The organism is Rhodococcus globerulus NBRC 14531, from assembly GCF_001894805.1.
Taxonomy (GTDB): domain Bacteria; phylum Actinomycetota; class Actinomycetes; order Mycobacteriales; family Mycobacteriaceae; genus Rhodococcus_F; species Rhodococcus_F globerula.
Genome location: NZ_BCWX01000009.1, coordinates 23,129 through 42,041, shown reverse-complemented (window position 1 = coordinate 42,041; position 18,913 = coordinate 23,129). Strand labels below are relative to the sequence as shown.

Sequence of the window (18,913 nt, the reverse complement as noted above, 5' to 3'; positions counted from 1 at the left end):
CAGAGGAGAACCGAATTAATGGCCCTTCGTGAAGCCACCCCCGATGAGATCGCCGCTGGTAGCGGGCCGCTCGTGGTCGAGCCGATCCCGCAAGACGACTGGTTCACCGCCGAACAGCTCATGGGCCTTGGCTACAAACCAGAGGTCCTCGAAGAACTCTTCGGCCCGCCCACGGCAGGACCAGAAGGACTCACGGGCTGGACAGTGTCTTCCGTCCGCAAGATTGAACAGGCAGTCATTGCGCCCGCCGCGCGACTCGTGGAGCGCATCTTCTCCGACGAGGACGCTGCGGCCGATCTTCTCGTCCGGCACAGTACTGCGTAGCGCACGAAACTATCGAGCAGTACGCAACACCTGGCCTGAACTTCTCGTACGGGCGCCTACGGCGCGTTGCCGCTACGCGGCCACCGGTGTCGGGAAGGTCGTCGTACGAGTCGCCTCAGCTCACCATGCCGGGGGCCCGACCAGTCAACCCACGCTTCGCTCTACGGGGTTGACAGCCCGCCCGTTATCTTCTTGATGGTCCCTTCGCCGGGGCCGGTCGTCCGACCGCGAAAAACCACGCGGAACTAGCTCAACCCTGCGCAGACTCGACATATGAGCCCTGCGGCTGGAAAGCCAGTGCCGCCGATCCTCGCTACACTGGGACATCCCCCGACCGGTGAGCGCTGGGCATTGTGGTCGCGCAACGGCAATCAGGTCAGCGATTTATTCCCCGAGATCGTCGCCCTCGACAAGGGCGTTCCGTCCTTCGCAAAGCGCAAAGCGCAAAGCGCTGTGTTTGCGGATCATCCGCCTCGGGCCGGTGCGAGTAGCGGTGAGATCGCTTCGGTGATGCGTAGTGTGTTCTGTGTTCTGCAGTTTGATGTTCGTTGGTGAGTCGGCAGATGTCGTCTTGCAGCTCCGAGTTGGCGGCGACGGCCGGTGCCGCCGGCCTCGCGTTGGCGGGCCTGTGAGGGCGTTGGCGGGCCTGTGAGGAGAACACGATGAGCAAAGACCACCGAAGTGCCTTCGCCGGCAACCTTCGATCGCTGCCACCACTGCATGTCGACGGACCTCGAGCAGACCCGCCGAACTGCCATCTGGTGGTCGGATTCGACCGCAATGCGGAATCGCACTCGGCGCTGAAGTTCGCCGTGGAGTTCGCACAGCACGTCAATGCTGCCCTGCACGTCGGGCACAGTGTCGACCCGAACGATTTTCCTGTCGCTCCCGATTCTCCGGACTACGAGAACGATTTCGCTGCAGGTCTCGAATCCGAACGTCTCGACGTGTGCGGCATACTTGCACCGTTTACGGGGAACTGGTCTTACGACTGCAGCCAGGACGATCCGATGCACCTGTTGTCCTCGATGGCCGAACACCACAATGCACTGATGATCATCATCGGCACACCACACCGCGGGTTCACGTCGATGTTCGAACGGATATCCGGTGAATCGGTGTCGGCGCATCTGATTCATCACAGCCACCGGCCACTGCTGATGATCCCGCCTGATGCCCAGTTCAGTGGATGGGTGCCCGGTAATCCCGCCTCGTGAACAGCGGATCGGCACATCAATGGGTCGATCGCCGATAGTTCTACCCGGATAGGTCAGAACGCAGAATCGTCCATGGCGCAGGCTCGTTGCCTATGTAGGAGGGTGCGCACCGAGTTGTCGTCGAGTTGGTAGTGCATGTTCCGCCCGCTCTTTGTTCGCGACACGATCTTGCGGTCGCGGAGTTTGCGGACCGCGTGGGAGATCGCGGTGACGGTCATCCCGGTGGCGTGAGCGAGGTCGGTGACACGCATGGGGCCGGTACTCAGACAGTGCAGGATTCGCAGTCTGGTCGGGTCTGCCATCGCCTCGAATCGGGTGCGCCACAAGCCGATGTCACAACGGGAAAAATCCTCGGGTGGATGGGTGCATTGGGTGCATTGGGGGCGGCGGGCAGGTTGCGGGCCCTTCTGGCCGTTCGTCGCTGCGTTGGCAGCGTCGATGAACGGGGCGATGACGGATTCGAATGTGTCGGCATTCGATTGTCGCAAGTCGATCCGGTAGTCGATTCCGCGGAAGGAGAACTCCACCCTTTGGGCGTCGTCGGCAATCAGACCGCCGTCGAGGTCGTCGACCAGGTATCGGATGAATGTTTCAGCCACCGGGGCCCTCCCGTCTGCATGCACCGCGACTCCGGTTGAGGCGGCGCGATCCGATCGTAAGAGCCTCATACTCGGGAATACCGCATGTTTCGCATAATGCACATCCGCCAGTCGAACTGGTAGCAACTGCCATCACCCATCCTCTGGCTACAAAGTCAGGTTCACCGTTCTTGTTTCCCAGCCGCACCGTTCCCGGGACGGCTCGCCACGCCCGCCCGGTGGGGGTCGCGATGACCGCCCTCGATATCCCGGTCAGGATCAGCCGCAACTCCGCCCTTCGTATTCTCGCCGAAGATCTACCTGCGCCGGTGGTCGCCGACCTGCTCGGGTTGCATATCCACGCCGTCAGTCGGTGGGCCGACTACGCTCGCCGCGACTGGGCGCACTACCTCGATGCCCGAACCAATGGACCGAATCGAAGGTAACCGTCTACTTATCGGAGTTTGATCCGGCAGGTTGGATTAGACGCCCTATTGGAGCCCGGTGAGGAAACGCTGCACCTCGGAGCGGGAGTTGGCGAACGATCATCGACGTCAGCGGCGAATTCTGGTGCATGCGGACTTTGAGTCACAGAAAAAGCCAATGCACCGAGTGCGACGGTACTGTGAAGACCTCTGGCTTGTTCGGGAGTAGGAGAGAAAAATGTGTGCTGCCGCCAAAGTTGCCTCGTCGGTGATGCAAGTAGCCAACTTGGATCGGTCGGTGAGTTACTACTGCGACGTGTTTTCCTGCCGTGTCGCCTTGAGTGAACGCGAGGCGGCGCTCCTTCTGACGCCGGATGATTTTCAGATCTACATGTATGTGCAAAAGGGCGCATCCCGGCGAAACATGAGCAACATCGGCGTCCACTACGTGATGTGGTCCGCCGATACAGAAGAGGAACTTACGCGGATCAGTGAGCGTCTACGCGCATATGATGCCTCCACCTTCACCCAGGTAGTCGGTGGAGTGACCTTCGTCGACGGCTGCGATCCCGACGGTATACGTGTCATCGTCGCCTATCCGGGCCCAGAGCAACTACCCCGAGAGCTGATCGCACAACGATTCCACGGATAACTTGCCCAACGCACCGCAGGTAGCGGTGCGTTGGGTAAGTCAGTCCTCGCTGCTCACACGGTCACCGATCCACTCCAGGAGGTCGGGATCGGATGACGTCAGACGCTCAACTTCCTCGCCCCCGTCGCAGCGCCGTAGTGAGACCGTGATCGATGTGGAGGTGCGCCGTAGAACCCGCCACGTCGCTCCCGAATCCGACCACCGCGAAAGAGTTTCCACTGGTGGGTCTTCCGTCATGGCGGCTCCGCTCAGGTATTGGCCCAGCTGTCCGGTCCGAATACCTCGTAGTGGATATTCTGCGGCGGGACGTCCCGTTCGAGCAACGATGCGCGCATCGCCAACATGAACGGCATCGGCCCGCAGAGGAAGGCTTGGGTATCGGGCTCCACTGCAATGTCTTGCAAATCCGCCCGTCCTTCGTGAACAGATCCGAACGCCACGTGCGTGCCGAGATCCTCGTACCAACGATGCAGGGTTGCGGCGGGAATCTTCTCGACGAGTGTGCTGAGTTCTGCGCGGTGAGCATGGTCCGCAATCGATCGGTCAGCATGAATGACTGAGACCGAACGCTCGGCGCCGGTGTCCACGAGATGATTGAGCATCCCGATCATCGGTGTGCAACCGATTCCGGCCGACGCGAGGAGCAATGGTGAGTCGTCGTCGGGCATCATCAGATCGCCGAACGGTGTGGTTACCGACAGCTCGGAACCTTCGAACGCGTTGTTGTAGAGGAAGTTCGACACCTCGCCGCCGGGAGTTCCCGAGATTCGCTTCACACTGATCCGCCAGTCCGCGCTGCTCGGCACGGAGCAGAGGCTGTATTGACGAATCTGGCGAGCGCCGTCTGGAAGCACCACGCCGACCGAAAGGTACTGTCCGGGAGCGAAGGTGGGGAGAACCCTGCCGTCGAGTGAGGCGAGTGTCAGTGACACGGTATCGGCGGACTGAAGAACTCGTTCGCTGATCCTGACCGTGCGCCAGACGTCACCGGCATCGACGCCGGCGAGCTGGTAGAGGCCTCGCTCCATCGTGATGAGGGTTTCCGCCATCAGCCAGTAGACTTCGTCCCAGGCTGCTGCGACGTCGGGAGTGACTGCATCGCCTAGTATTTCGACGATCGCGGCAAAGAGGTGTTCGTGCACGATTGCGTACTGGTCAGGAGTGATTCCCAACGACGCATGCTTGTGAGCGATACGCGAAAGGATGAGATCGACCTTGGCGCTGTCCGGCTCGAGCTGAAGCGTCGCGAATGCCGCGATGGCGCCCGCAAGTGCTTTCTGCTGTTCGCCCTGCTTCTGATTGCCGCGATTGAACAAATCACGTTCGAGTTCAGGATGTGCGTCGAACATCTTGCGGTAGAACAGGGTTGTGATATCGCCGATGGCGGCGCCGACCACGGGAAGGGTGGCGCGAATGACCTCGGTTGACTGTGGGGAAAGCATGAGCTGCTCCGTTCGGTCGAAATTGACGTTGATCAGCTTGCTTCGTCGCTCCGAGTGGTGAGGCGAAGCAGAACAGTTTTGGACGGCTGCCGGATGACGTCTTCGATCGTGACCGCGTCGAGCGAGACGAAAAACGCTTCCTGCGCTTCTCGCAAAGCGCTCCGAAGGAGGCACCCGCCGCGCAGTGGGCACGGCTTGTCGCCTTCGCAGTCGACGACTTCACCCGGGCCTTCGAGGCGTCTGGCCAGCCAGCCGATGGTGGCGGTGCGGCCGAGTTCGGTGATGGAAAGCCCACCACCGCGCCCGCGCTTGGTGATCACGATGCCCAACTCGCCGAGCCGCGTAACCACCTTGGTGGCATGGGAATACGACACGTTGAGCTGCTCCGCAATTACCCGGGTACTGGGGGAGGCATCGGCGTCGAGTACGGCCAACCGCATTACGACGCGCAATCCCAGATCGGTGAACTGCGTCAGCTGCATGACCTGAACCTACATAATTCACATCTGAGATGACTATTTATGTGAGGCGGATCTCAAACGAAGGCCCAACGCACCACATCGACATGGTCGAGAACGCTGTGAAGCGGCACCGACCGTGCAACATGGGTTTGTTGCCGAAAGGTCGAGTCGAGCACATCGTCCCGTAGTGCACTCTCAGAGGGCGGAGGTAAATCCGTACCGTCGACGCATTTCTTTGAGGTTGGCGACGTCGTTCGTGCTGAAACTCGTTGCAGCTGACCATTGCAACGCTTGCTCGTAGTCCTCTCGCCACTGGTCGATCTCACGGGCGGTGAGGCGAGTGACGGTCGGTTTCTGTCCCCCGGCTACGGGTTCGAATTGTGCCAGAAACACGGCGAGCAATGCGGCTTCGCGCCGACATCTGCTCGTCATGGCGCCACCGCCTTAACGCTGATTGCGGCCGTACGGAACGGTGCTGCAATGATCCCGCAAGCATCGATCGGATCTCGGTGAGACAGCTCGATGCGTCGAACGCAACGACGAACAAATAATGTACAGGGACTTTCGTTCCGGAAAAGCACTGTGCTACATAGTTTCATTGCAGGTGGAGCTCCATTCGGCCCCGACCTCATGAAGAACGAACAACTTTCAAGTAACTCACCGTAACAGTACAATCCGGATTATCGCTAACCCCAAGCTATCGACGGTTCGCTCACCGTACATCGCACCCAAACGGCAACTGTCGACGGTGTAACGGCTATGGGACTCGATCTGGAATCGGTCTGCCGCCGAAGACCGTCGTACACTTTTGCGTCGAGCGACTTATCAACAGTCGAGCTCGAGATCGCACGTGTAGGCATCGGCCCCATGGTGCACGGTTCGGTCCGTCGCGCGCTGTCCACAAGGGTCGGCAGGAACAGGCTTTTAGATATGAAACCACTCCCGACCAGCAGTGCTGTGCCGGGTCCAGTACAGCCGAGGGTGGTCGGTGAGAACCTGTATGCCCGACCGGATGATGAAGACCATCAGAAACAGATTGAGAAAGTGTTGCGCACCCAACCATGCAGGAAGGGCAGACGTTTCCCCTGGGCGGACCTCGCCGACTCCGGGGTGCTGTTCGATGAACACCTGCACCGACGACAACCCACGCAAGTGCTGTGCCGCAGCCATCGCCGCGATCAGGACGACGAATCCGATAGTGAGCAGCCAGAGCAGGTTGAACCACTTGCTGTGGCCGATGCGCATACGAGGTGTGATGCCGGTGGCATATGGCACCGAACCCGCCCATGTGACAGGGTCGACGACGTCCGCGCCTGGGATCAATTGCGTGCGGAAGCTTTGCGCCACAGTAGGAGTCCGCACGGCATCGGGGTCCGCTCTCGGCGCTGTAGACGGATCGGTGGAGTCAACCATCGGTTACATCCAAACGCTGTAGGTGACACCGGCTAGGTAACTGGCGTGCAAAAATTGTTCGAGGACCTGACCCTGCTCATCACTATTGGTCGGAAAGTCGGCTTACCTGAGTTTTGTCGGCTACCGCGTCGTATCTCGGAGCGTATATGCGGACATGTCGGGAACGATCCATTCCTCGCCGACTTCGTCGATCGGGAGAACATCGAGGACGATGTCCGGATCCAACGGTATTGCTCCCAGGATCCGGGGAACCCGTGTGTCTGCACCAGGAGGTGATGGGTTGCGCTCGTCCCATCTGATCGAGACCCCCGCTGCAAGGAGAGCATCCTGATCGACAACTACCACTACCAGTGGAAGTCGGAGGTCTCCGTACACTGTCGCGAGAACATTCTCGAGATCCCCTGCAGTGGCAGCGTGGACGAAGCCAACCTGATCGAGAGTCTTTGCGCGGGTTGATCCTTCATATTCTCCGAATCGTTGAGCGCCTTCCCAGTCATCAGCAAGGGCTATGTGAAAAATGCATTCGTTCATCGGGAACCTTTCGTGGAAGTGGTCCGGGTGTCAGTGAAGACATGCGGTCAACACCTGGAACAGTGAGATGATCGCACTGATCAACAACACGACCTTCAGCAACTCGAAAGCGATGTACACCAGATGCATCTTCGACCGTGGTAGGACTTCTCCGGCAAGGACCCGGTCGGAACGTTTACCCAGCCGCGGTCGGATCACCACAACCTGAACAACGAGCACCAACGCAGCCAGCACGAAGAACGTCAACGCTGGGGTGTCAGGTTTCGCGACCACACACGATGCCGCCAATATCAGTGCCAGAACCAACTCCACGGCGTTCAGTGCGGTGAAGACCTTCCGGCCGATTCCGAGCCCGATGGCCAGGCTCACTCCTGGAGCGCGAAACTTGATCGGTGCTTCCAGGAAGGAAATCGCAGCGACCATCCCGAGCCAGAAGACCGGCAAAATCAATTGCGCGTAGCGTGCCGCTTCGGTCATATGTCATCGGCCTCACCGGACGGGATCGAGTTCGGTTCGTTCACTGTGGAGGTGACAGTCTTCCTTCTACCTGCATGTTCTTCGGTCCTCATTCGTTCGACCATGTGCGGGTAATGCAGTTCGAATGCGGGACGCTCGGAGCGGATCCGCGGCAGCTCGGTGAAGTTGTGCCGCGGCGGCGGACAACTTGTGGCCCATTCGAGCGAATTTCCGTAACCCCACGGATCGTCGACCGTCACGACCTCTCCGTAGCGGTAGGACGTGAAAACATTCCACACGAACGGCAACAGTGACGCTCCGAGAACAAACGAACCGATCGTCGAGATCGAGTTCAGCGTGGTGAATCCGTCCGAGGGTAAGTAGTCGGCATACCGCCGCGGCATGCCTTCGGCGCCGAGCCAATGTTGAACCAGAAAGGTTGTATGGAAACCGACGAAAGTCGTCCAGAAATGCCACCTACCGAGTCGTTCGTTCATGAATCGTCCGGTGATCTTCGGGAACCAGAAATAGATCCCGGCGTATGTGGCGAAGACGATAGTCCCGAAGAGAACGTAGTGGAAGTGCGCGACGAGGAAATACGAATCGGTGACGTGGAAGTCGAGGGGCGGGCTCGCCAGTATCACCCCCGACAGACCGCCGAAGAGGAAAGTGATCAGAAATCCGATCGAGAACAGCATCGGCGACTCGAAGGTCAATTGTCCTTTCCACATCGTTCCGATCCAGTTGAAGAATTTGACCCCGGTGGGTATGGCAATGAGAAAACTCATCATCGAAAAGAACGGCAGCAGAACGGCTCCCGTGGCAAACATGTGATGTGCCCACACTGCCGCCGACAGCGCAGAGATGGCGATCGTCGCGTAGACGAGTCCGGCGTAGCCGAAGATCGGCTTGCGGGAGAAGACGGGAAATATCTCCGAGACGATACCGAAGAACGGTATGGCCACGATGTACACCTCGGGATGTCCGAAGAACCAGAACAGATGTTGCCACAGGATCGCACCACCGGTGGCGGGATCGAAGAGATGCCCGCCCAAGTGTCGGTCCACGAGCAGACCCATCAGCGCTGCGGTGAGAATAGGAAAAGCCAACAACACCAGGATCATGGTGATGAAGACATTCCACGTGAAGATGGGCATCCGGAACATCGTCATCCCGGGTGCTCGCAAACAGATCACGGTGGTGATCATGTTGACCCCGCCCAAGATGGTCCCGACGCCGGCCAGTGCGAGTCCCATGATCCACAGATCTCCGCCGACACCTGGTGAATGCAGTGCACTGGTCAGCGGGGTATATCCCGTCCATCCGAAGTCAGCGGCTCCGCCCGGGGTGAGGAATCCGGATACGGTGATGAGCGCACCGAACAGGTACAGCCAGTAGCTGAGCGCGTTCAGTCGCGGGAACGCGACATCCGGTGCACCGATTTGCAGAGGAAGTATGTAGTTCGCGAAGCCGAAGACGATCGGAGTCGCATACAGCAGCAACATGATCGTGCCGTGCATAGTGAAGAGCTGGTTGTACTGCTCGTTCGAGAGAAACTGAAGACCGGGGACGGCAAGTTCGGTCCGGATCAGCAGGGCCATCAATCCGCCCAACATGAAGAAGGCGAACGAGGTGACCAGATACATCACGCCCAGCTTCTTGGGATCGGTCGTGGTGGCAGCGGAATAGAGGAACGTGCCCTTGAACCCCCGGCGTTTCGGGTAGGGCCGCGAAGGAAGGAGTTCTGTCACAACGGGAGTCATTGCCGTTCCTCCCGCGCGGGGGATGACGGTCCGATATCCGGATGATTCGAGTGCGGATAACCGCCTACCAGCTCCGTATCGACGCCTACGCGACCGAGATTCATGGATCCCCCCGGTGATCCCACTATCTCGGCCGCTCCGGGCAGTGGCCGATGGAAGAAGCGGGCGTTGTCGTCGATGAAATCTTCCCAGCGGGCGGGGACGTCGGATTCGTACGAGATGGCCTCGACCGGGCAGACCGGTTCGCACGCACCGCAGTCGATGCATTCGTCGGGGTGGATGTAGAGCGACCGTGCCCCTTCGTAGATGCAGTCCACCGGACATTCCTCGACGCATCCTCGGTCCATCACGTCGATACATGGTGCAGCGATCACGTACGTCATGAGCGGCCTCCAGGACACTGCCTATTTTCGAGGACATCTTTCCTCTAAAGTCTTACAGTATGGCGATACGAAAAGGAACCGGGTCGGCACGCGCCGGTACTCACGCGGTACTGGCGTCACGGCGGCGAGTCCAACTGCTGGACGCCCTGCGAGCCGGCGCGGAATCGATGACCGCCGCCGAACTGGCGGATCTGTGCGATCTGCATGTGACCACGGTTCGATTCCACCTGAACGCGTTGATCGAGGTCGGTCTGATCGCGAAGGAGACCGAACACAACGTCACCCGTGGGCGTCCACGCCAGCTCTACCGGGCACAGAATGCACTCGGCTCGGGAGTCGGTGCTACCTCCGGATACGAAAAGTTGGCTCACGTTCTGGCGGCCCACTTCGCACGCCAGAGCGACGGCACCCCGGAGAACCTCGCCGAGGCTGCAGGCAGACAGTGGGCACTCGATGAACTCGGCGCAACCTCCGGAGCCGACCGGCCGACAGAAGAAGCAGCGCTCGTCGTCACCACCTTGTTCGCGGAGATGGGGTTCGATCCGGAACTCGAAACCTCGAATACCGAAACCCGTATCCGATTGCACGCCTGTCCGTTCGAGAGCGTCGCCCGACAAAGTCCCGGCGTTGTCTGCTCCTTGCACCTGGGCTTGATACGCGGGGTCCTGACGCGACTCGGCGCACGTCAGATCGAGAGCTCGCTCACCCCCTGGGATACCCCGCGTACGTGCCTCGCGCAACTGGAGCGGCAATGACACACAGGACCGTGTATATCGACGTTGCTGTCGCGCAGTCGCATTCCCCTCCCCGCCCGTTGTGGGACCGCTGATGTGCACGCACGATCGAACGTATTTGCCGTTTCGGCGGACCGCACCGAGACATGAACAGCTGGAAACTTCCTCACGGCAAGGGATTACATCCCATGAGCATCTATCGCATCATCTGGTGGGTCGCCGCAGCGATCCTTACCGCTTCAGGAGGGATCGTCGCAGCCGCCACCGTCCCTACCGACATTCTGGTATCGGCGGTAATTGCCGCAGTATTGATCGGAGGGGGTTCACCCTGGTTGCGACCGATCACGCTTCGCACTACTCCACCGCCCCGAACTCTCCTGACGATTGCGCTACGAGACGGCGCTACGTGGGCGGCAGTCGTGGTCACTGTCATCGGATTGATCGCGCTCTCCGGCGCTGCTGCCTTACCGTTGATACTGTTGATGACCCTCACCTCGGCTCCGGTGGGTCGCTACATCGGCGGCAGAGTCGAGTTCACACAGGCACTACCATGCTCGCCGAAAAGTCCCCTGATACGCACCAGCACCGTCGATGTGCCGCTTCTTCCGCTGCCGGACTGCAGCCAACTCTCGGACGAAGCCCTGTGCCGATGTTGGCGCATGAGCTGGCCCGCGCTGCAGAACGGCCCCTCGCCATCGCCCTCGGCTACGGACGCGCTGCACCTCGCGCGTACCCGCGAGCGGTACCTCGACGAAATCGAACGTCGAGATCCAAGGGGATTCGCCCGATGGCTAGATAGCGGCGCCCGCGCCGGCAGTGACCCCGCCACGTTCCTCACCGCACGAGATCACCCCCCACCGCCACCACAGCAGCCCTGATTCAACGCCCCCCGAAATACACATGAACCAACTGAGGAACCTCCTCATGGCCGGACCCAGTCGAGAACGATTGAAATCCCTGGCCAGCACCGCATAAAGAAAGAGAACATCGTGGAAAAGATGTCATTGACAGCGCTAGCTCGCCAACTTGCCGACAAGTCGGGAAACTCGCAGAGTGGCCGTAGCGCTCGTACCGTGTACGGCGGCCACGAACACGTCCTGCGCCAAACCGTCATCGCGCTGGCCGATGGGCAAAAACTCGACGAGCACGAGAACCCCGGGGAAGCGACCGTCTACGTCCTCACCGGCCGGGTACGCCTGTGCGCAGCCGAAAACGCGTGGGAAGGATCATCCGGCGATCTGTTGATCGTCCCGAATTCTCGACATTCTCTCGAAGCGCTGGAGGCCTCGTGCGTACTACTGACTGTCGCTAAAGCAATCTGAAGTATCGACCAGGCCTTCACCGCCATTGATATGACCGTAGTTTCTTACTCTGCTTCGTCATCGACCATGCTCCAGTCGCGGAGCTGTGCCCCGCATCACTCACGTGCACGGTTCGCGGTACTTCTACGTGTCGATGACAACCGTCCTGTTTTAGGTAATGCATTGAACCGATTCGAGACCAAAGATCCGAACACCACTGATTCCTCGGAGTCCACTGTCGGCGGCATGTCTGGCCCATTTAACTCTGCCCTGCTTGATGCGTTGAATCAGCGCGTTGTCATCGGCGACGGAGCGATGGGCACCATGTTGCAGGCCGCGGACCTCACACTAGATTATTTCCTCGGCCTCGAGGTTCACGGCATCGGTGTACAGCTCACCGAATCGCTGGCCGAGTACTGGCATCGCCGGGTCCGTGAGGAACTGGTTCTGTCGGGCGGCCACACGGTTGCCGAGCAGGATCCCACCGAGGTGTCCGGCTACTTCGACCTCGAATACCGCGGGGCGTGTTACTCCTTCGGGTACGGCGCCTGCCCGGATCTCGAGGACCGCGCCACGTTGGTCGCGCTGCTCGAGCCGGAACGGATCGGCGTCCATCTCTCTGAGGAACTGCAGTTGCATCCGGAACAGTCCACTGACGCATTTGTCCTGCACCACCCGGAAGCCAAGTACTTCAATGTCTGAAATTCTGAACGAAACATCCGAACACAACAAGGCTCCCTCTTCGTTCGCTCGCCGTGTTCTCGATGAAATCGACCGTGTCCCAGAAGGGCGAGTGATGACATATGGGGCGATCGCATCCCGCGTTCACGCACACCCCCGCCACATCGGCCGGGTCTTGACCCAATGGGCAGACGAAACCCATTGGCACCGCGTTGTGTATGCAGACGGCACCCCAGCAACGTGCCACGGGAACAGTGCTGCCGATTTACTTCGCGACGAGGGAACTCCGATGTATGCCGGGCGGGTCGACGTGAGACGCGCACACTGGGACGGGTGATCAGTGGAATCTGCAGGACCGGATTTCACCCTCCTGGAATGGACGATGGGAAGGGCCTCTACCCCAAGTCGGTGGACGGATACCAGATACGGGTTCCGTCCACCTTCGCAAAAGAAGTCAACGTGTGCGCTTTCACCGAGGTGAGAGTCATGATGTCCAAAACTTCGTAACCACGCACAAGTAGCGCATCACCGATCATCGACCGATGACAGCGCCACGGCACGGCCTCGGCGCACATGATCACGGTGACGCGATCCTTCGCGATCTCACATAGCTCGTCGACTGCTTCCGAAAATGCGTCAGTTTGCATATAGTCCGCGTAGCCACGAAAAGACGCATTGCGCCACGCTCCATTGACAGTGTTCTTCACGGCGTGCCGCAGACCACCGAGAGCCTCGAGTCGCAGATAACCGATCTCTCGGTACCCAAGAGATCTGTCGAGCGCTTCCTGACCGAACTGTGGATTGTGCCGCGACTTCGGAATGGTGCGTACATCGACGAGTTGCTCCACCCCATGTGCCAAAAGTAAATCGAGGAATTGGTCGACCGGGCGCGTGGAATGACCGACGGTGTAGACAACCGATCGCATATCGCTCCTTCCTGAATCGCACCAGTTCGTTTGTTGTCAGTATGGACGTTGCTAACGCGGGACTGAAGTGGACGGGCTGGTGCCGACCGCGGCAGAGGGCATCGTCATAGCTCGTCGAAGGTCACGAAACCCTGCGGAACCTGGGCTTGAATCGTCGTCTGCTCATCGGCTCGGACGGCGAGAACAACGCAACCCCAGGTCAATGTGACTTTCGGAATTATTTGGCACGTTTTTCACGGAATTATCTGGCACGGTGACGGCTGTCAGAGGTAGCGGTAGAGGGTGGTTCGTCGGACGCCGAGAGCCTGGGCGATCTCTGTGACGGTGGCACCGTCGTTTTTCATCGTGCGTGCCTGCGCGACGGTGGTGCCGGTGAGAACACGGGGTCGCCCGGGGCATCGGCCGCGTTCTCTGGCCGCGGCAAGCCCGATCCTGGCGTTTTCACAGTTGATGGCGTGTTGGCAGTCCTTCAGCACCGCAACGATCGCCAGAAGAGGTACACCGGTGCCGCGGTCAGTGGTGTCGATATCCTCGGTGATCGACCACAGGCCGGCTCCGGCGAGTTGGATCCTGTCGACGGTTACGAGCAGATGCGTCAGTGATCGTGCCAGCCGGTCCAGTGACCATACGATCAGCAGGTCTGAGGGTTCGAGTCACCGCGAACTGCGCAGGTATTGATACACCGTCTGCCTGCTGACCCCGAACTCTCGGGCCAAGCCTGCCTTGGATTCGCCGGCCGCGGCCCGACGACCCAGCTCCTCGCTCTGGGTGCTGGTCAACGACCTTTTTCGGCCCTTGTATGCGCCCCGCCGCCGGGCCAGGGCAATTCCCTCTCGCTGGCGCTCACCGATCAGGGCTCGTTCGAACTCGGCGACGGCGCCCATCACCGACAGCAACAGTTGCGCCATCGGTGAATCCTCGCCGGTGAAGGTCAGCTGTTCGGTGACGAACTCCACCCGCACCCCGTGGCCGGTGAGCGTCCGGACCAGGCCGCGTAGATCGTCGAGGTTGCGGGCGAGGCGGTCCATCGAATGCACGATCACGGTGTCCCCGTCGCTGACGAATCCGAGCAGCGCGTCCAACTGCGGACGGTGAATATCGCGTCCCGAGGCACTGTCCGCGAACATCTTGTCCACCATGACTCCATCGAGTTGCCTGGCGGGACTCTGATCCAGAGTGCTCACCCGGATATAGCCCACCCGCTGGCCGGCGATGGTGTCCTCCCACCCGAAAGTGTCAAGATAAAATCTAAGACCCATGTCAGTGGGCGTCAAGCAATGCCGATCGGAACCCTAACCGGACGCCGTCACGTTCGTGGCCTGACGTCAGTCAGAGGTGCACCTCAACTGGACAGACCGTGCCAAATAATTCCGTGAAAAAACGTGCCAAATAATTCCGAAAGTCACAAGGCCCGACGCGGGTTTCAACCCTCCTCGGCTACGCCCGTGTGTCCACAACCGATCAGAACCCCGAACTTCAGTTGGACGCATTGAACGCGGCCGGGTGCTTCCGAGTGTGGACCGACAAGGCATCCGGAGTTAAGACAGACCGACCGGAGTTGGCAGCCGTCATGGATGCACTGCGGCCGGGGGACACTCTCGTCGTATGGCGAATCGACAGGCTTGGTCGCTCGTTGAGTCATCTGATCGACACCGTCGAAACACTAGAGAAGCGTGGAGTGGCATTCCGATCACTCAACGACCCCATTGACACGACGACGTCGAGCGGGAAGCTTATCTTCCAAATATTCGGTGCGCTAAGCGAATTCGAGAGAAATCTCGTCCGTGAACGCACGATGGCCGGACTGTCCGCCGCCCGCGAACGGGGGCGCATCGGAGGCCGGCCATCATCGTTGACGGCCGCGAAGAAACGGCAGGCGAAGAAGATGAAAGGAGACGGCGTCTCCATGCGCGAAATCGCAGAAGTCTTGGGAGTCGCCCGAAGCACCTTGTATCGCAACTTGCCTTGAGAAGACAGTTGAACGGGATCTGGGCAGCCAAAGAAGCAGTCGGACCGACGATGATAAATCTACATTTAGAGAGGTCTGCATATATACTCGATGTGATCTCTCAATGAAGGAGAAACAGCATGGGGAAAGTCGGAATTCTTACCGAGAAACTCTCGGCGGCAAGGAATTTCGCTGGCTCACTCGGTGGCATGAGTGGCACATTCGGTGGCACGGGATACGTCATCGTGAACGCTGGCGAACATTTGCTGAACCTTACTGCCTGCAACCGTAAAGACCTGAAAGGAGTAGCCGCATGACAACCGACGAGGTGGACACGACATTCGAGGATTGCGTGAGCGAAGCAGTCGAGCAGGCGCGTACGGACTTGCTCGCACTCGCACAGAACCCGGAATTTCAAATGTCGGCATGGAATCTTGCGGACGTGGTCACCGCCGCAGTAGCAGCGTTGCGCGCTGCAGCGAAAACCGGAAGCGACGACACGGGAATCGAATCCGACGAATCTGTCCTTGCCCGCGATGAGGTACTGATCGACGCACTGAACGATGCGACACATGCCCTCGCCCGTTACCCCTACGATCCTTTCCGCAGCTACACGGCCGGTTGGCAGGCATGTAACCGGATGGACATCGCCGCCCAGCACACCCGCCGTCAGCTGAACGAGATGTGGATACCGTCGCCCTATCGTCCCGTCACCTACGCGAATTCGCTCTACGGACCGTTCCCTGCAGAACCCGCGTGGCCGCCATCGAAAATTGAGCACGAAGGAGAAAATGGAGGCGATCAGGAATGAGTCGACGCTACGCAGATGAACCTCAGCCCAAGGATATGTCCGAGGAGGAGTTCAACGAGGCGGTGACGACGTTCGGCGCCGAGTACAGATCGCTGCTGTTGCCTCGTCCCGGCAATCTCCTTGACGTGCTGACGATGGTCTACGGCGGCGACGTCGAGAAGATCACCGCCTGGCTCGATGATCCCACTACGGAAGTCGACGAGTACCTCGCTCACTGGACGCTGACCCCGGTGATCGCACGGTTGGGTGTGTATCGACAATCAGCACCGTTGGCTGGGAAGACGTTCGCGGAGCTTTGCGCTGAAACCCGCGCCCTAGCCGAGTCGGGGGGTATCTCGCCACGTGCCCGGAGTTTCTCAGACTCATTCGGCAAGGTGTTCGCGACTCCCAGCGGCTTCGAGTCGTTACCTGGCGCAGATCTACGAGAAGAGGGATGAATAGCATGGGCAAAGTCGGGATTCTCACGGAAAAGCCTTCGGCGGCCCGCAATTTCGCGGCTGCTTTGGGTGGTATGAGCGGCACCTTCGACGGCACGGAATACGTGATCGTGAATGCTCGCGGTCACCTCTTGGAATTGAAAGACCCCGCGGCGATGGTGCCCCCACCCCTCTCCGAGCAGTACAAGAGCTGGGATCTGCAACACCTTCCGTGGAATGCTGGCGACTTCCGCTGGGAGCGCGAGGTTAGACGCAAGTCCGTCGGCGGGAAGCTGGTCACCGACGCTGACGCGAAGAGCTTGCTTGACGCACTCAAGGCGACCTTGTCGACGTGCGAGACCGTATGCAACGCCGCCGATCTCGATCCGACTGGTGAGGGTTCGCTGCTGGGTTGGGAAATCGTAGAGTACCTGGGCCTGGAAGGTAAGAAGCTCGAGCGGATGGAGTTTCTCGACGAAACCCCGGCATCGTTGCGCAAGGCGTTCACGAATCGCCGCCCGGTGACGTCGATCGAGTCCGAAGGTGACTACCGCAAGGCTGACTTCCGGTCGAAGTGGGACATGCTGTCGATGCAGTTCACGCGGGCGGCGACGAAAGTGTCCGGCTCAAACACCGTGGTGCGTAACGGTCGACTCAAGTCGGCGATGGTTGTGATCGTCGGTGACGGCCTCGACGCGCACAAGGGTTACGTCAAGAAAGCGTTCTACGAGAACCGTTTTCGTGACGAGAACAAGGTCATCTACACCGACCCCGACATCGACCGGTTCGAGAGCAAGAGCGCCGTCCCCGGCGGGCTCGAGTCCTCACCGGTGGTCCATGACGGGACCACCCGCAAGAAGACCGGGCCACCGAAATTGATGGATCTCGCCGGCCTCTCGTCGCTGCTGTCGAAGAAGGGCTTCGAAGCCAAGCAGGTCCTCGACACGTACCAGCGCATGTACGAGGCACAAGTGGTGTCCTACCCACGTACCGAGGACAAGTTCATCTCGATCGAGCAGTTCAACGAGCTGCTCCCGCTGGTCGACAAGATCGCAGGCGTGGTCGGAGTGAACCCGGCCGCGCTTAGTCACCGCGGCCCACGCAAGAGTCACATCAAGTCCGGCGGCGCCCACGGTGCCAACCGTCCCGGCCCGAACGTCCCCCCGAATTTGGCTGCGGTGGAACAGAAATTCGGCGAACTGGGCAAGGAAATCTACGAACTATTGGCGAAGAACTACCTGACGATGCTTGCCCCGGACTACGAGTACGACCAGCACCGTGGGCATGTCGAGAAGTACCCGAGCTTCGTCGGTTCGCTCAACGTCCCGGCGGTGCTCGGATGGAAAGGCGTGTTCGTCGTCGAGGACGACGAGGACGAGCAGGACGAAGCAGCCTCGGGTGCGACTGCGCTTGGGACCGTCGCGACACCGTTTATCCACGAGGGGTTTCCGACGCGGCCACCGCACCCGACGATGGGGTGGCTGATGAAGCAGCTGGAAAAACGCAGCGTGGGTACCGGTGCCACCCGGACGAGCACGTACGCCGAGGTCACCAACAACGCCACCGGCAAGGCGTTGATGCGCGAGCAGCGCGGCAAGATCACGCTCAGTGCGGTCGGCGAACTCAACCACCGGATTCTCCCAGGTACGCACATCGGCGATCTGACGATCACCGAGAAGGTTTTCGAGCAGATGGCACAGGTCGAGGCGGGTACCGGCGTGACTCCCGACTTCCTGGCTCTGGTGGCAGACCTGGTGCGCCACGACCTCGAGAAGATGAAGGCGAACGCGAGCAGGTTGCCGGCCGAACTCAAGGGGCGAATGGCCAAGGCCGGAGTGATCCGTGAGCCGGTCGAGAACATCACCTTGCCGCCGGCACTGCATTTCACCCACGACGGCACCGTGGTCACCACCGCGAAGAGGGGGTTCGGTGGGCACCGGTTCACCGACGCCGAGGTAGCCGCGCTGGTGGCGGGCGGCGTCATCGAGATCACGGCGACGAGCACGAAGACCGGCAAGCCGTACACCTGCAAGGGCACGCTCGAGGCCGGGGTGATGGAGAAGAGTGGGAAGAAGTATCCGTTTGTGGGTTTCAAGCCTCAGTTCGAGGAGCGAGCACCGCGAACCGACCTGGTCGAAGGTGTGTGGAAGGGCAAGAAAGTCCAGTTCAAGGGCCGCGGGTGGGGCGCCAACGAGCACTGGGCAGGCAAGGATTTCACCGAGCAGGAACTGGTAAAGCTGCTGGCCGGGGAGACCATCGAATTCGAGGCCAAGGGCAAGGCCGGCAAACCGTACACGGCCAAGGGCGCGCTGGCCGCAAAGACTTTCAACGGCCAGAAGGTGTTCGGGTTCACGTTGAAGTTCGAGGACCGAAAAGCTCCTACCGGAACGAGAAAGCGCAAGATCGGTAAATAGCGGCTCCCAAATCCCACAACTACAACAGAGGAGAACC

27 protein-coding genes and 1 pseudogene are annotated in these 18,913 nt (G+C 60.0%); 15 read left to right on the top strand and 13 right to left on the bottom strand.

The genetic code is table 11. From position 1 onward, the window contains the following. Positions 1-18: 18 nt before the first annotated feature. The 3 genes from RG2_RS28330 to RG2_RS28320 all read left to right on the top strand — a co-directional run bounded on the left by RG2_RS28330 (position 19) and on the right by RG2_RS28320 (position 1,541). Entirely contained in the window at positions 19-324 is a 306-nt protein-coding gene (locus RG2_RS28330) for a hypothetical protein (RefSeq protein WP_033237234.1), read from the top strand. Between the two features lie 273 nt (positions 325-597). Continuing rightward, positions 598-879 (top strand): DNA ligase-like domain-containing protein, encoded by a 282-nt coding sequence (locus RG2_RS28325; RefSeq protein ID WP_133637990.1) that lies wholly within the window; start codon positions 598-600, stop codon positions 877-879. A gap of 107 nt (positions 880-986) precedes the next feature. Then, the gene (locus RG2_RS28320) at positions 987-1,541 is read left to right on the top strand and encodes a universal stress protein (RefSeq protein WP_051730818.1); all 555 of its coding nucleotides are present in this window, start codon (positions 987-989) and stop codon (positions 1,539-1,541) included. 53 nt (positions 1,542-1,594) lie between these two features. Here RG2_RS28320 and RG2_RS31360 read toward each other — a convergent pair whose 3' ends face one another. Then, a complete protein-coding gene (locus tag RG2_RS31360) occupies positions 1,595-2,140 on the bottom strand; it encodes a metalloregulator ArsR/SmtB family transcription factor (RefSeq protein ID WP_165826432.1) in 546 nt (181 codons plus the stop codon). 230 nt (positions 2,141-2,370) lie between these two features. Here RG2_RS31360 and RG2_RS28305 point away from each other — a divergent pair, with 230 nt between their 5' ends. Together RG2_RS28305 and RG2_RS28300 are read left to right on the top strand one after the other, a co-directional pair. After that, positions 2,371-2,565 carry a hypothetical protein gene (locus RG2_RS28305; protein WP_033237232.1) on the top strand — a complete coding sequence of 65 codons (195 nt, stop codon included), beginning with the start codon at positions 2,371-2,373 and terminating at the stop codon, positions 2,563-2,565. Between the two features lie 217 nt (positions 2,566-2,782). Next, positions 2,783-3,196 carry a VOC family protein gene (locus RG2_RS28300; RefSeq protein WP_033237231.1) on the top strand — a complete coding sequence of 138 codons (414 nt, stop codon included), beginning with the start codon at positions 2,783-2,785 and terminating at the stop codon, positions 3,194-3,196. Positions 3,197-3,235: 39 nt separating this feature from the next. On the opposite strand, the gene RG2_RS28295 is transcribed toward RG2_RS28300, so the two are convergent. The 9 genes from RG2_RS28295 to fdxA all read right to left on the bottom strand — a co-directional run bounded on the left by RG2_RS28295 (position 3,236) and on the right by fdxA (position 9,645). Then, complete coding sequence (locus RG2_RS28295; protein WP_024488094.1) at positions 3,236-3,433, bottom strand: hypothetical protein; 198 nt, start codon at positions 3,431-3,433, stop codon at positions 3,236-3,238. Between the two features lie 11 nt (positions 3,434-3,444). Continuing rightward, positions 3,445-4,638: a globin domain-containing protein gene (locus RG2_RS28290; RefSeq protein ID WP_033237230.1), complete on the bottom strand. Its 1,194-nt coding sequence runs from the start codon at positions 4,636-4,638 to the stop codon at positions 3,445-3,447. Positions 4,639-4,670: 32 nt separating this feature from the next. After that, complete coding sequence (locus RG2_RS28285; RefSeq protein ID WP_033237229.1) at positions 4,671-5,120, bottom strand: RrF2 family transcriptional regulator; 450 nt, start codon at positions 5,118-5,120, stop codon at positions 4,671-4,673. A gap of 174 nt (positions 5,121-5,294) precedes the next feature. Beyond that, positions 5,295-5,531, bottom strand: coding sequence for a hypothetical protein (locus tag RG2_RS28280; protein ID WP_033237228.1), 237 nt, complete (start codon positions 5,529-5,531; stop codon positions 5,295-5,297). Positions 5,532-6,023: 492 nt separating this feature from the next. Further along, positions 6,024-6,512, bottom strand: coding sequence for a molybdopterin-binding oxidoreductase (locus tag RG2_RS28275; RefSeq protein ID WP_230590472.1), 489 nt, complete (start codon positions 6,510-6,512; stop codon positions 6,024-6,026). Between the two features lie 120 nt (positions 6,513-6,632). Continuing rightward, the gene (locus tag RG2_RS28270) at positions 6,633-7,043 is read right to left on the bottom strand and encodes a DUF952 domain-containing protein (protein WP_033237226.1); all 411 of its coding nucleotides are present in this window, start codon (positions 7,041-7,043) and stop codon (positions 6,633-6,635) included. 30 nt (positions 7,044-7,073) lie between these two features. Further along, positions 7,074-7,520, bottom strand: coding sequence for a hypothetical protein (locus RG2_RS28265; RefSeq protein WP_033237225.1), 447 nt, complete (start codon positions 7,518-7,520; stop codon positions 7,074-7,076). Beyond that, positions 7,517-9,262 carry an aa3-type cytochrome oxidase subunit I gene (ctaD, locus tag RG2_RS28260; protein ID WP_033237224.1) on the bottom strand — a complete coding sequence of 582 codons (1,746 nt, stop codon included), beginning with the start codon at positions 9,260-9,262 and terminating at the stop codon, positions 7,517-7,519. The genes RG2_RS28265 and ctaD overlap by 4 nt, the downstream gene beginning before the upstream one ends. After that, a complete protein-coding gene (gene fdxA, locus RG2_RS28255; RefSeq protein WP_033237223.1) occupies positions 9,259-9,645 on the bottom strand; it encodes a ferredoxin in 387 nt (128 codons plus the stop codon). Before fdxA ends, ctaD begins: the two co-directional genes overlap by 4 nt. Positions 9,646-9,704: 59 nt before the next feature. Between fdxA and RG2_RS28250 the strand changes: the two genes are divergently transcribed. The 5 genes and pseudogenes from RG2_RS28250 to RG2_RS28230 all read left to right on the top strand — a co-directional run bounded on the left by RG2_RS28250 (position 9,705) and on the right by RG2_RS28230 (position 12,698). Then, positions 9,705-10,400 (top strand): helix-turn-helix transcriptional regulator, encoded by a 696-nt coding sequence (locus RG2_RS28250; protein ID WP_024488067.1) that lies wholly within the window; start codon positions 9,705-9,707, stop codon positions 10,398-10,400. A gap of 167 nt (positions 10,401-10,567) precedes the next feature. After that, positions 10,568-11,257, top strand: a complete 690-nt coding sequence (locus RG2_RS28245; protein ID WP_033237222.1) for a hypothetical protein — start codon at positions 10,568-10,570, stop codon at positions 11,255-11,257. A 111-nt stretch (positions 11,258-11,368) separates the two neighbouring features. After that, positions 11,369-11,701, top strand: a complete 333-nt coding sequence (locus RG2_RS28240) for a cupin domain-containing protein (RefSeq protein WP_033237221.1) — start codon at positions 11,369-11,371, stop codon at positions 11,699-11,701. A 345-nt stretch (positions 11,702-12,046) separates the two neighbouring features. Further along, positions 12,047-12,382 (top strand): annotated as a pseudogene (locus tag RG2_RS28235) (vitamin B12 dependent-methionine synthase activation domain-containing protein); the annotation flags it as partial. Beyond that, complete coding sequence (locus RG2_RS28230) at positions 12,375-12,698, top strand: MGMT family protein (RefSeq protein ID WP_033237219.1); 324 nt, start codon at positions 12,375-12,377, stop codon at positions 12,696-12,698. The pseudogene RG2_RS28235 and the gene RG2_RS28230, both read left to right, overlap by 8 nt. Positions 12,699-12,756: 58 nt before the next feature. Here RG2_RS28230 and RG2_RS28225 read toward each other — a convergent pair whose 3' ends face one another. From RG2_RS28225 to RG2_RS28215, 3 genes are all read right to left on the bottom strand, one after another. Beyond that, positions 12,757-13,287 (bottom strand): DUF488 domain-containing protein, encoded by a 531-nt coding sequence (locus RG2_RS28225; RefSeq protein ID WP_033237218.1) that lies wholly within the window; start codon positions 13,285-13,287, stop codon positions 12,757-12,759. Between the two features lie 263 nt (positions 13,288-13,550). Beyond that, positions 13,551-13,877: a helix-turn-helix domain-containing protein gene (locus RG2_RS32760; protein WP_371851352.1), complete on the bottom strand. Its 327-nt coding sequence runs from the start codon at positions 13,875-13,877 to the stop codon at positions 13,551-13,553. Positions 13,878-13,940: 63 nt separating this feature from the next. Then, entirely contained in the window at positions 13,941-14,546 is a 606-nt protein-coding gene (locus RG2_RS28215) for a recombinase family protein (protein ID WP_443096520.1), read from the bottom strand. 188 nt (positions 14,547-14,734) lie between these two features. Here RG2_RS28215 and RG2_RS28210 point away from each other — a divergent pair, with 188 nt between their 5' ends. The 5 genes from RG2_RS28210 (at position 14,735) to RG2_RS28195 (ending at position 18,876) form a co-directional block, all read left to right on the top strand. After that, positions 14,735-15,256, top strand: coding sequence for a recombinase family protein (locus RG2_RS28210; RefSeq protein WP_033237217.1), 522 nt, complete (start codon positions 14,735-14,737; stop codon positions 15,254-15,256). 119 nt (positions 15,257-15,375) lie between these two features. Then, positions 15,376-15,552, top strand: a complete 177-nt coding sequence (locus tag RG2_RS31930) for a hypothetical protein (protein WP_155276706.1) — start codon at positions 15,376-15,378, stop codon at positions 15,550-15,552. Then, positions 15,549-16,046, top strand: coding sequence for a hypothetical protein (locus tag RG2_RS28205; RefSeq protein ID WP_033237216.1), 498 nt, complete (start codon positions 15,549-15,551; stop codon positions 16,044-16,046). The genes RG2_RS31930 and RG2_RS28205 overlap by 4 nt, the downstream gene beginning before the upstream one ends. Continuing rightward, on the top strand, positions 16,043-16,483 hold the full coding sequence (locus RG2_RS28200) for a hypothetical protein (protein WP_033237215.1): 441 nt from the start codon (positions 16,043-16,045) through the stop codon (positions 16,481-16,483). Before RG2_RS28205 ends, RG2_RS28200 begins: the two co-directional genes overlap by 4 nt. 5 nt (positions 16,484-16,488) lie before the next feature. After that, positions 16,489-18,876 (top strand): DNA topoisomerase III, encoded by a 2,388-nt coding sequence (locus RG2_RS28195; RefSeq protein WP_033237214.1) that lies wholly within the window; start codon positions 16,489-16,491, stop codon positions 18,874-18,876. The last annotated feature ends 37 nt before the right edge of the window (positions 18,877-18,913 follow it).

Excerpts from the sequence above, each read along its gene's own strand:
- RG2_RS28330 (WP_033237234.1), top strand. The coding sequence starts at position 19 with ATGGCCCTTCGTGAAGCCACCCCCGATGAGATCGCCGCTGGTAGCGGG.
- RG2_RS28325 (WP_133637990.1), top strand. The coding sequence starts at position 598 with ATGAGCCCTGCGGCTGGAAAGCCAGTGCCGCCGATCCTCGCTACACTG.
- RG2_RS28320 (WP_051730818.1), top strand. The coding sequence starts at position 987 with ATGAGCAAAGACCACCGAAGTGCCTTCGCCGGCAACCTTCGATCGCTG.
- RG2_RS28305 (WP_033237232.1), top strand. The coding sequence starts at position 2,371 with ATGACCGCCCTCGATATCCCGGTCAGGATCAGCCGCAACTCCGCCCTT.
- RG2_RS28300 (WP_033237231.1), top strand. The coding sequence starts at position 2,783 with ATGTGTGCTGCCGCCAAAGTTGCCTCGTCGGTGATGCAAGTAGCCAAC.
- RG2_RS28295 (WP_024488094.1), bottom strand. The coding sequence starts at position 3,433 with ATGACGGAAGACCCACCAGTGGAAACTCTTTCGCGGTGGTCGGATTCG.
- RG2_RS28290 (WP_033237230.1), bottom strand. The coding sequence starts at position 4,638 with ATGCTTTCCCCACAGTCAACCGAGGTCATTCGCGCCACCCTTCCCGTG.
- RG2_RS28285 (WP_033237229.1), bottom strand. The coding sequence starts at position 5,120 with ATGCAGCTGACGCAGTTCACCGATCTGGGATTGCGCGTCGTAATGCGG.
- RG2_RS28280 (WP_033237228.1), bottom strand. The coding sequence starts at position 5,531 with ATGACGAGCAGATGTCGGCGCGAAGCCGCATTGCTCGCCGTGTTTCTG.
- RG2_RS28275 (WP_230590472.1), bottom strand. The coding sequence starts at position 6,512 with ATGGTTGACTCCACCGATCCGTCTACAGCGCCGAGAGCGGACCCCGAT.
- RG2_RS28270 (WP_033237226.1), bottom strand. The coding sequence starts at position 7,043 with ATGAACGAATGCATTTTTCACATAGCCCTTGCTGATGACTGGGAAGGC.
- RG2_RS28265 (WP_033237225.1), bottom strand. The coding sequence starts at position 7,520 with ATGACCGAAGCGGCACGCTACGCGCAATTGATTTTGCCGGTCTTCTGG.
- ctaD (WP_033237224.1), bottom strand. The coding sequence starts at position 9,262 with ATGACTCCCGTTGTGACAGAACTCCTTCCTTCGCGGCCCTACCCGAAA.
- fdxA (WP_033237223.1), bottom strand. The coding sequence starts at position 9,645 with ATGACGTACGTGATCGCTGCACCATGTATCGACGTGATGGACCGAGGA.
- RG2_RS28250 (WP_024488067.1), top strand. The coding sequence starts at position 9,705 with ATGGCGATACGAAAAGGAACCGGGTCGGCACGCGCCGGTACTCACGCG.
- RG2_RS28245 (WP_033237222.1), top strand. The coding sequence starts at position 10,568 with ATGAGCATCTATCGCATCATCTGGTGGGTCGCCGCAGCGATCCTTACC.
- RG2_RS28230 (WP_033237219.1), top strand. The coding sequence starts at position 12,375 with ATGTCTGAAATTCTGAACGAAACATCCGAACACAACAAGGCTCCCTCT.
- RG2_RS28225 (WP_033237218.1), bottom strand. The coding sequence starts at position 13,287 with ATGCGATCGGTTGTCTACACCGTCGGTCATTCCACGCGCCCGGTCGAC.
- RG2_RS28215 (WP_443096520.1), bottom strand. The coding sequence starts at position 14,546 with ATGGGTCTTAGATTTTATCTTGACACTTTCGGGTGGGAGGACACCATC.
- RG2_RS31930 (WP_155276706.1), top strand. The coding sequence starts at position 15,376 with ATGGGGAAAGTCGGAATTCTTACCGAGAAACTCTCGGCGGCAAGGAAT.
- RG2_RS28205 (WP_033237216.1), top strand. The coding sequence starts at position 15,549 with ATGACAACCGACGAGGTGGACACGACATTCGAGGATTGCGTGAGCGAA.
- RG2_RS28200 (WP_033237215.1), top strand. The coding sequence starts at position 16,043 with ATGAGTCGACGCTACGCAGATGAACCTCAGCCCAAGGATATGTCCGAG.
- RG2_RS28195 (WP_033237214.1), top strand. The coding sequence starts at position 16,489 with ATGGGCAAAGTCGGGATTCTCACGGAAAAGCCTTCGGCGGCCCGCAAT.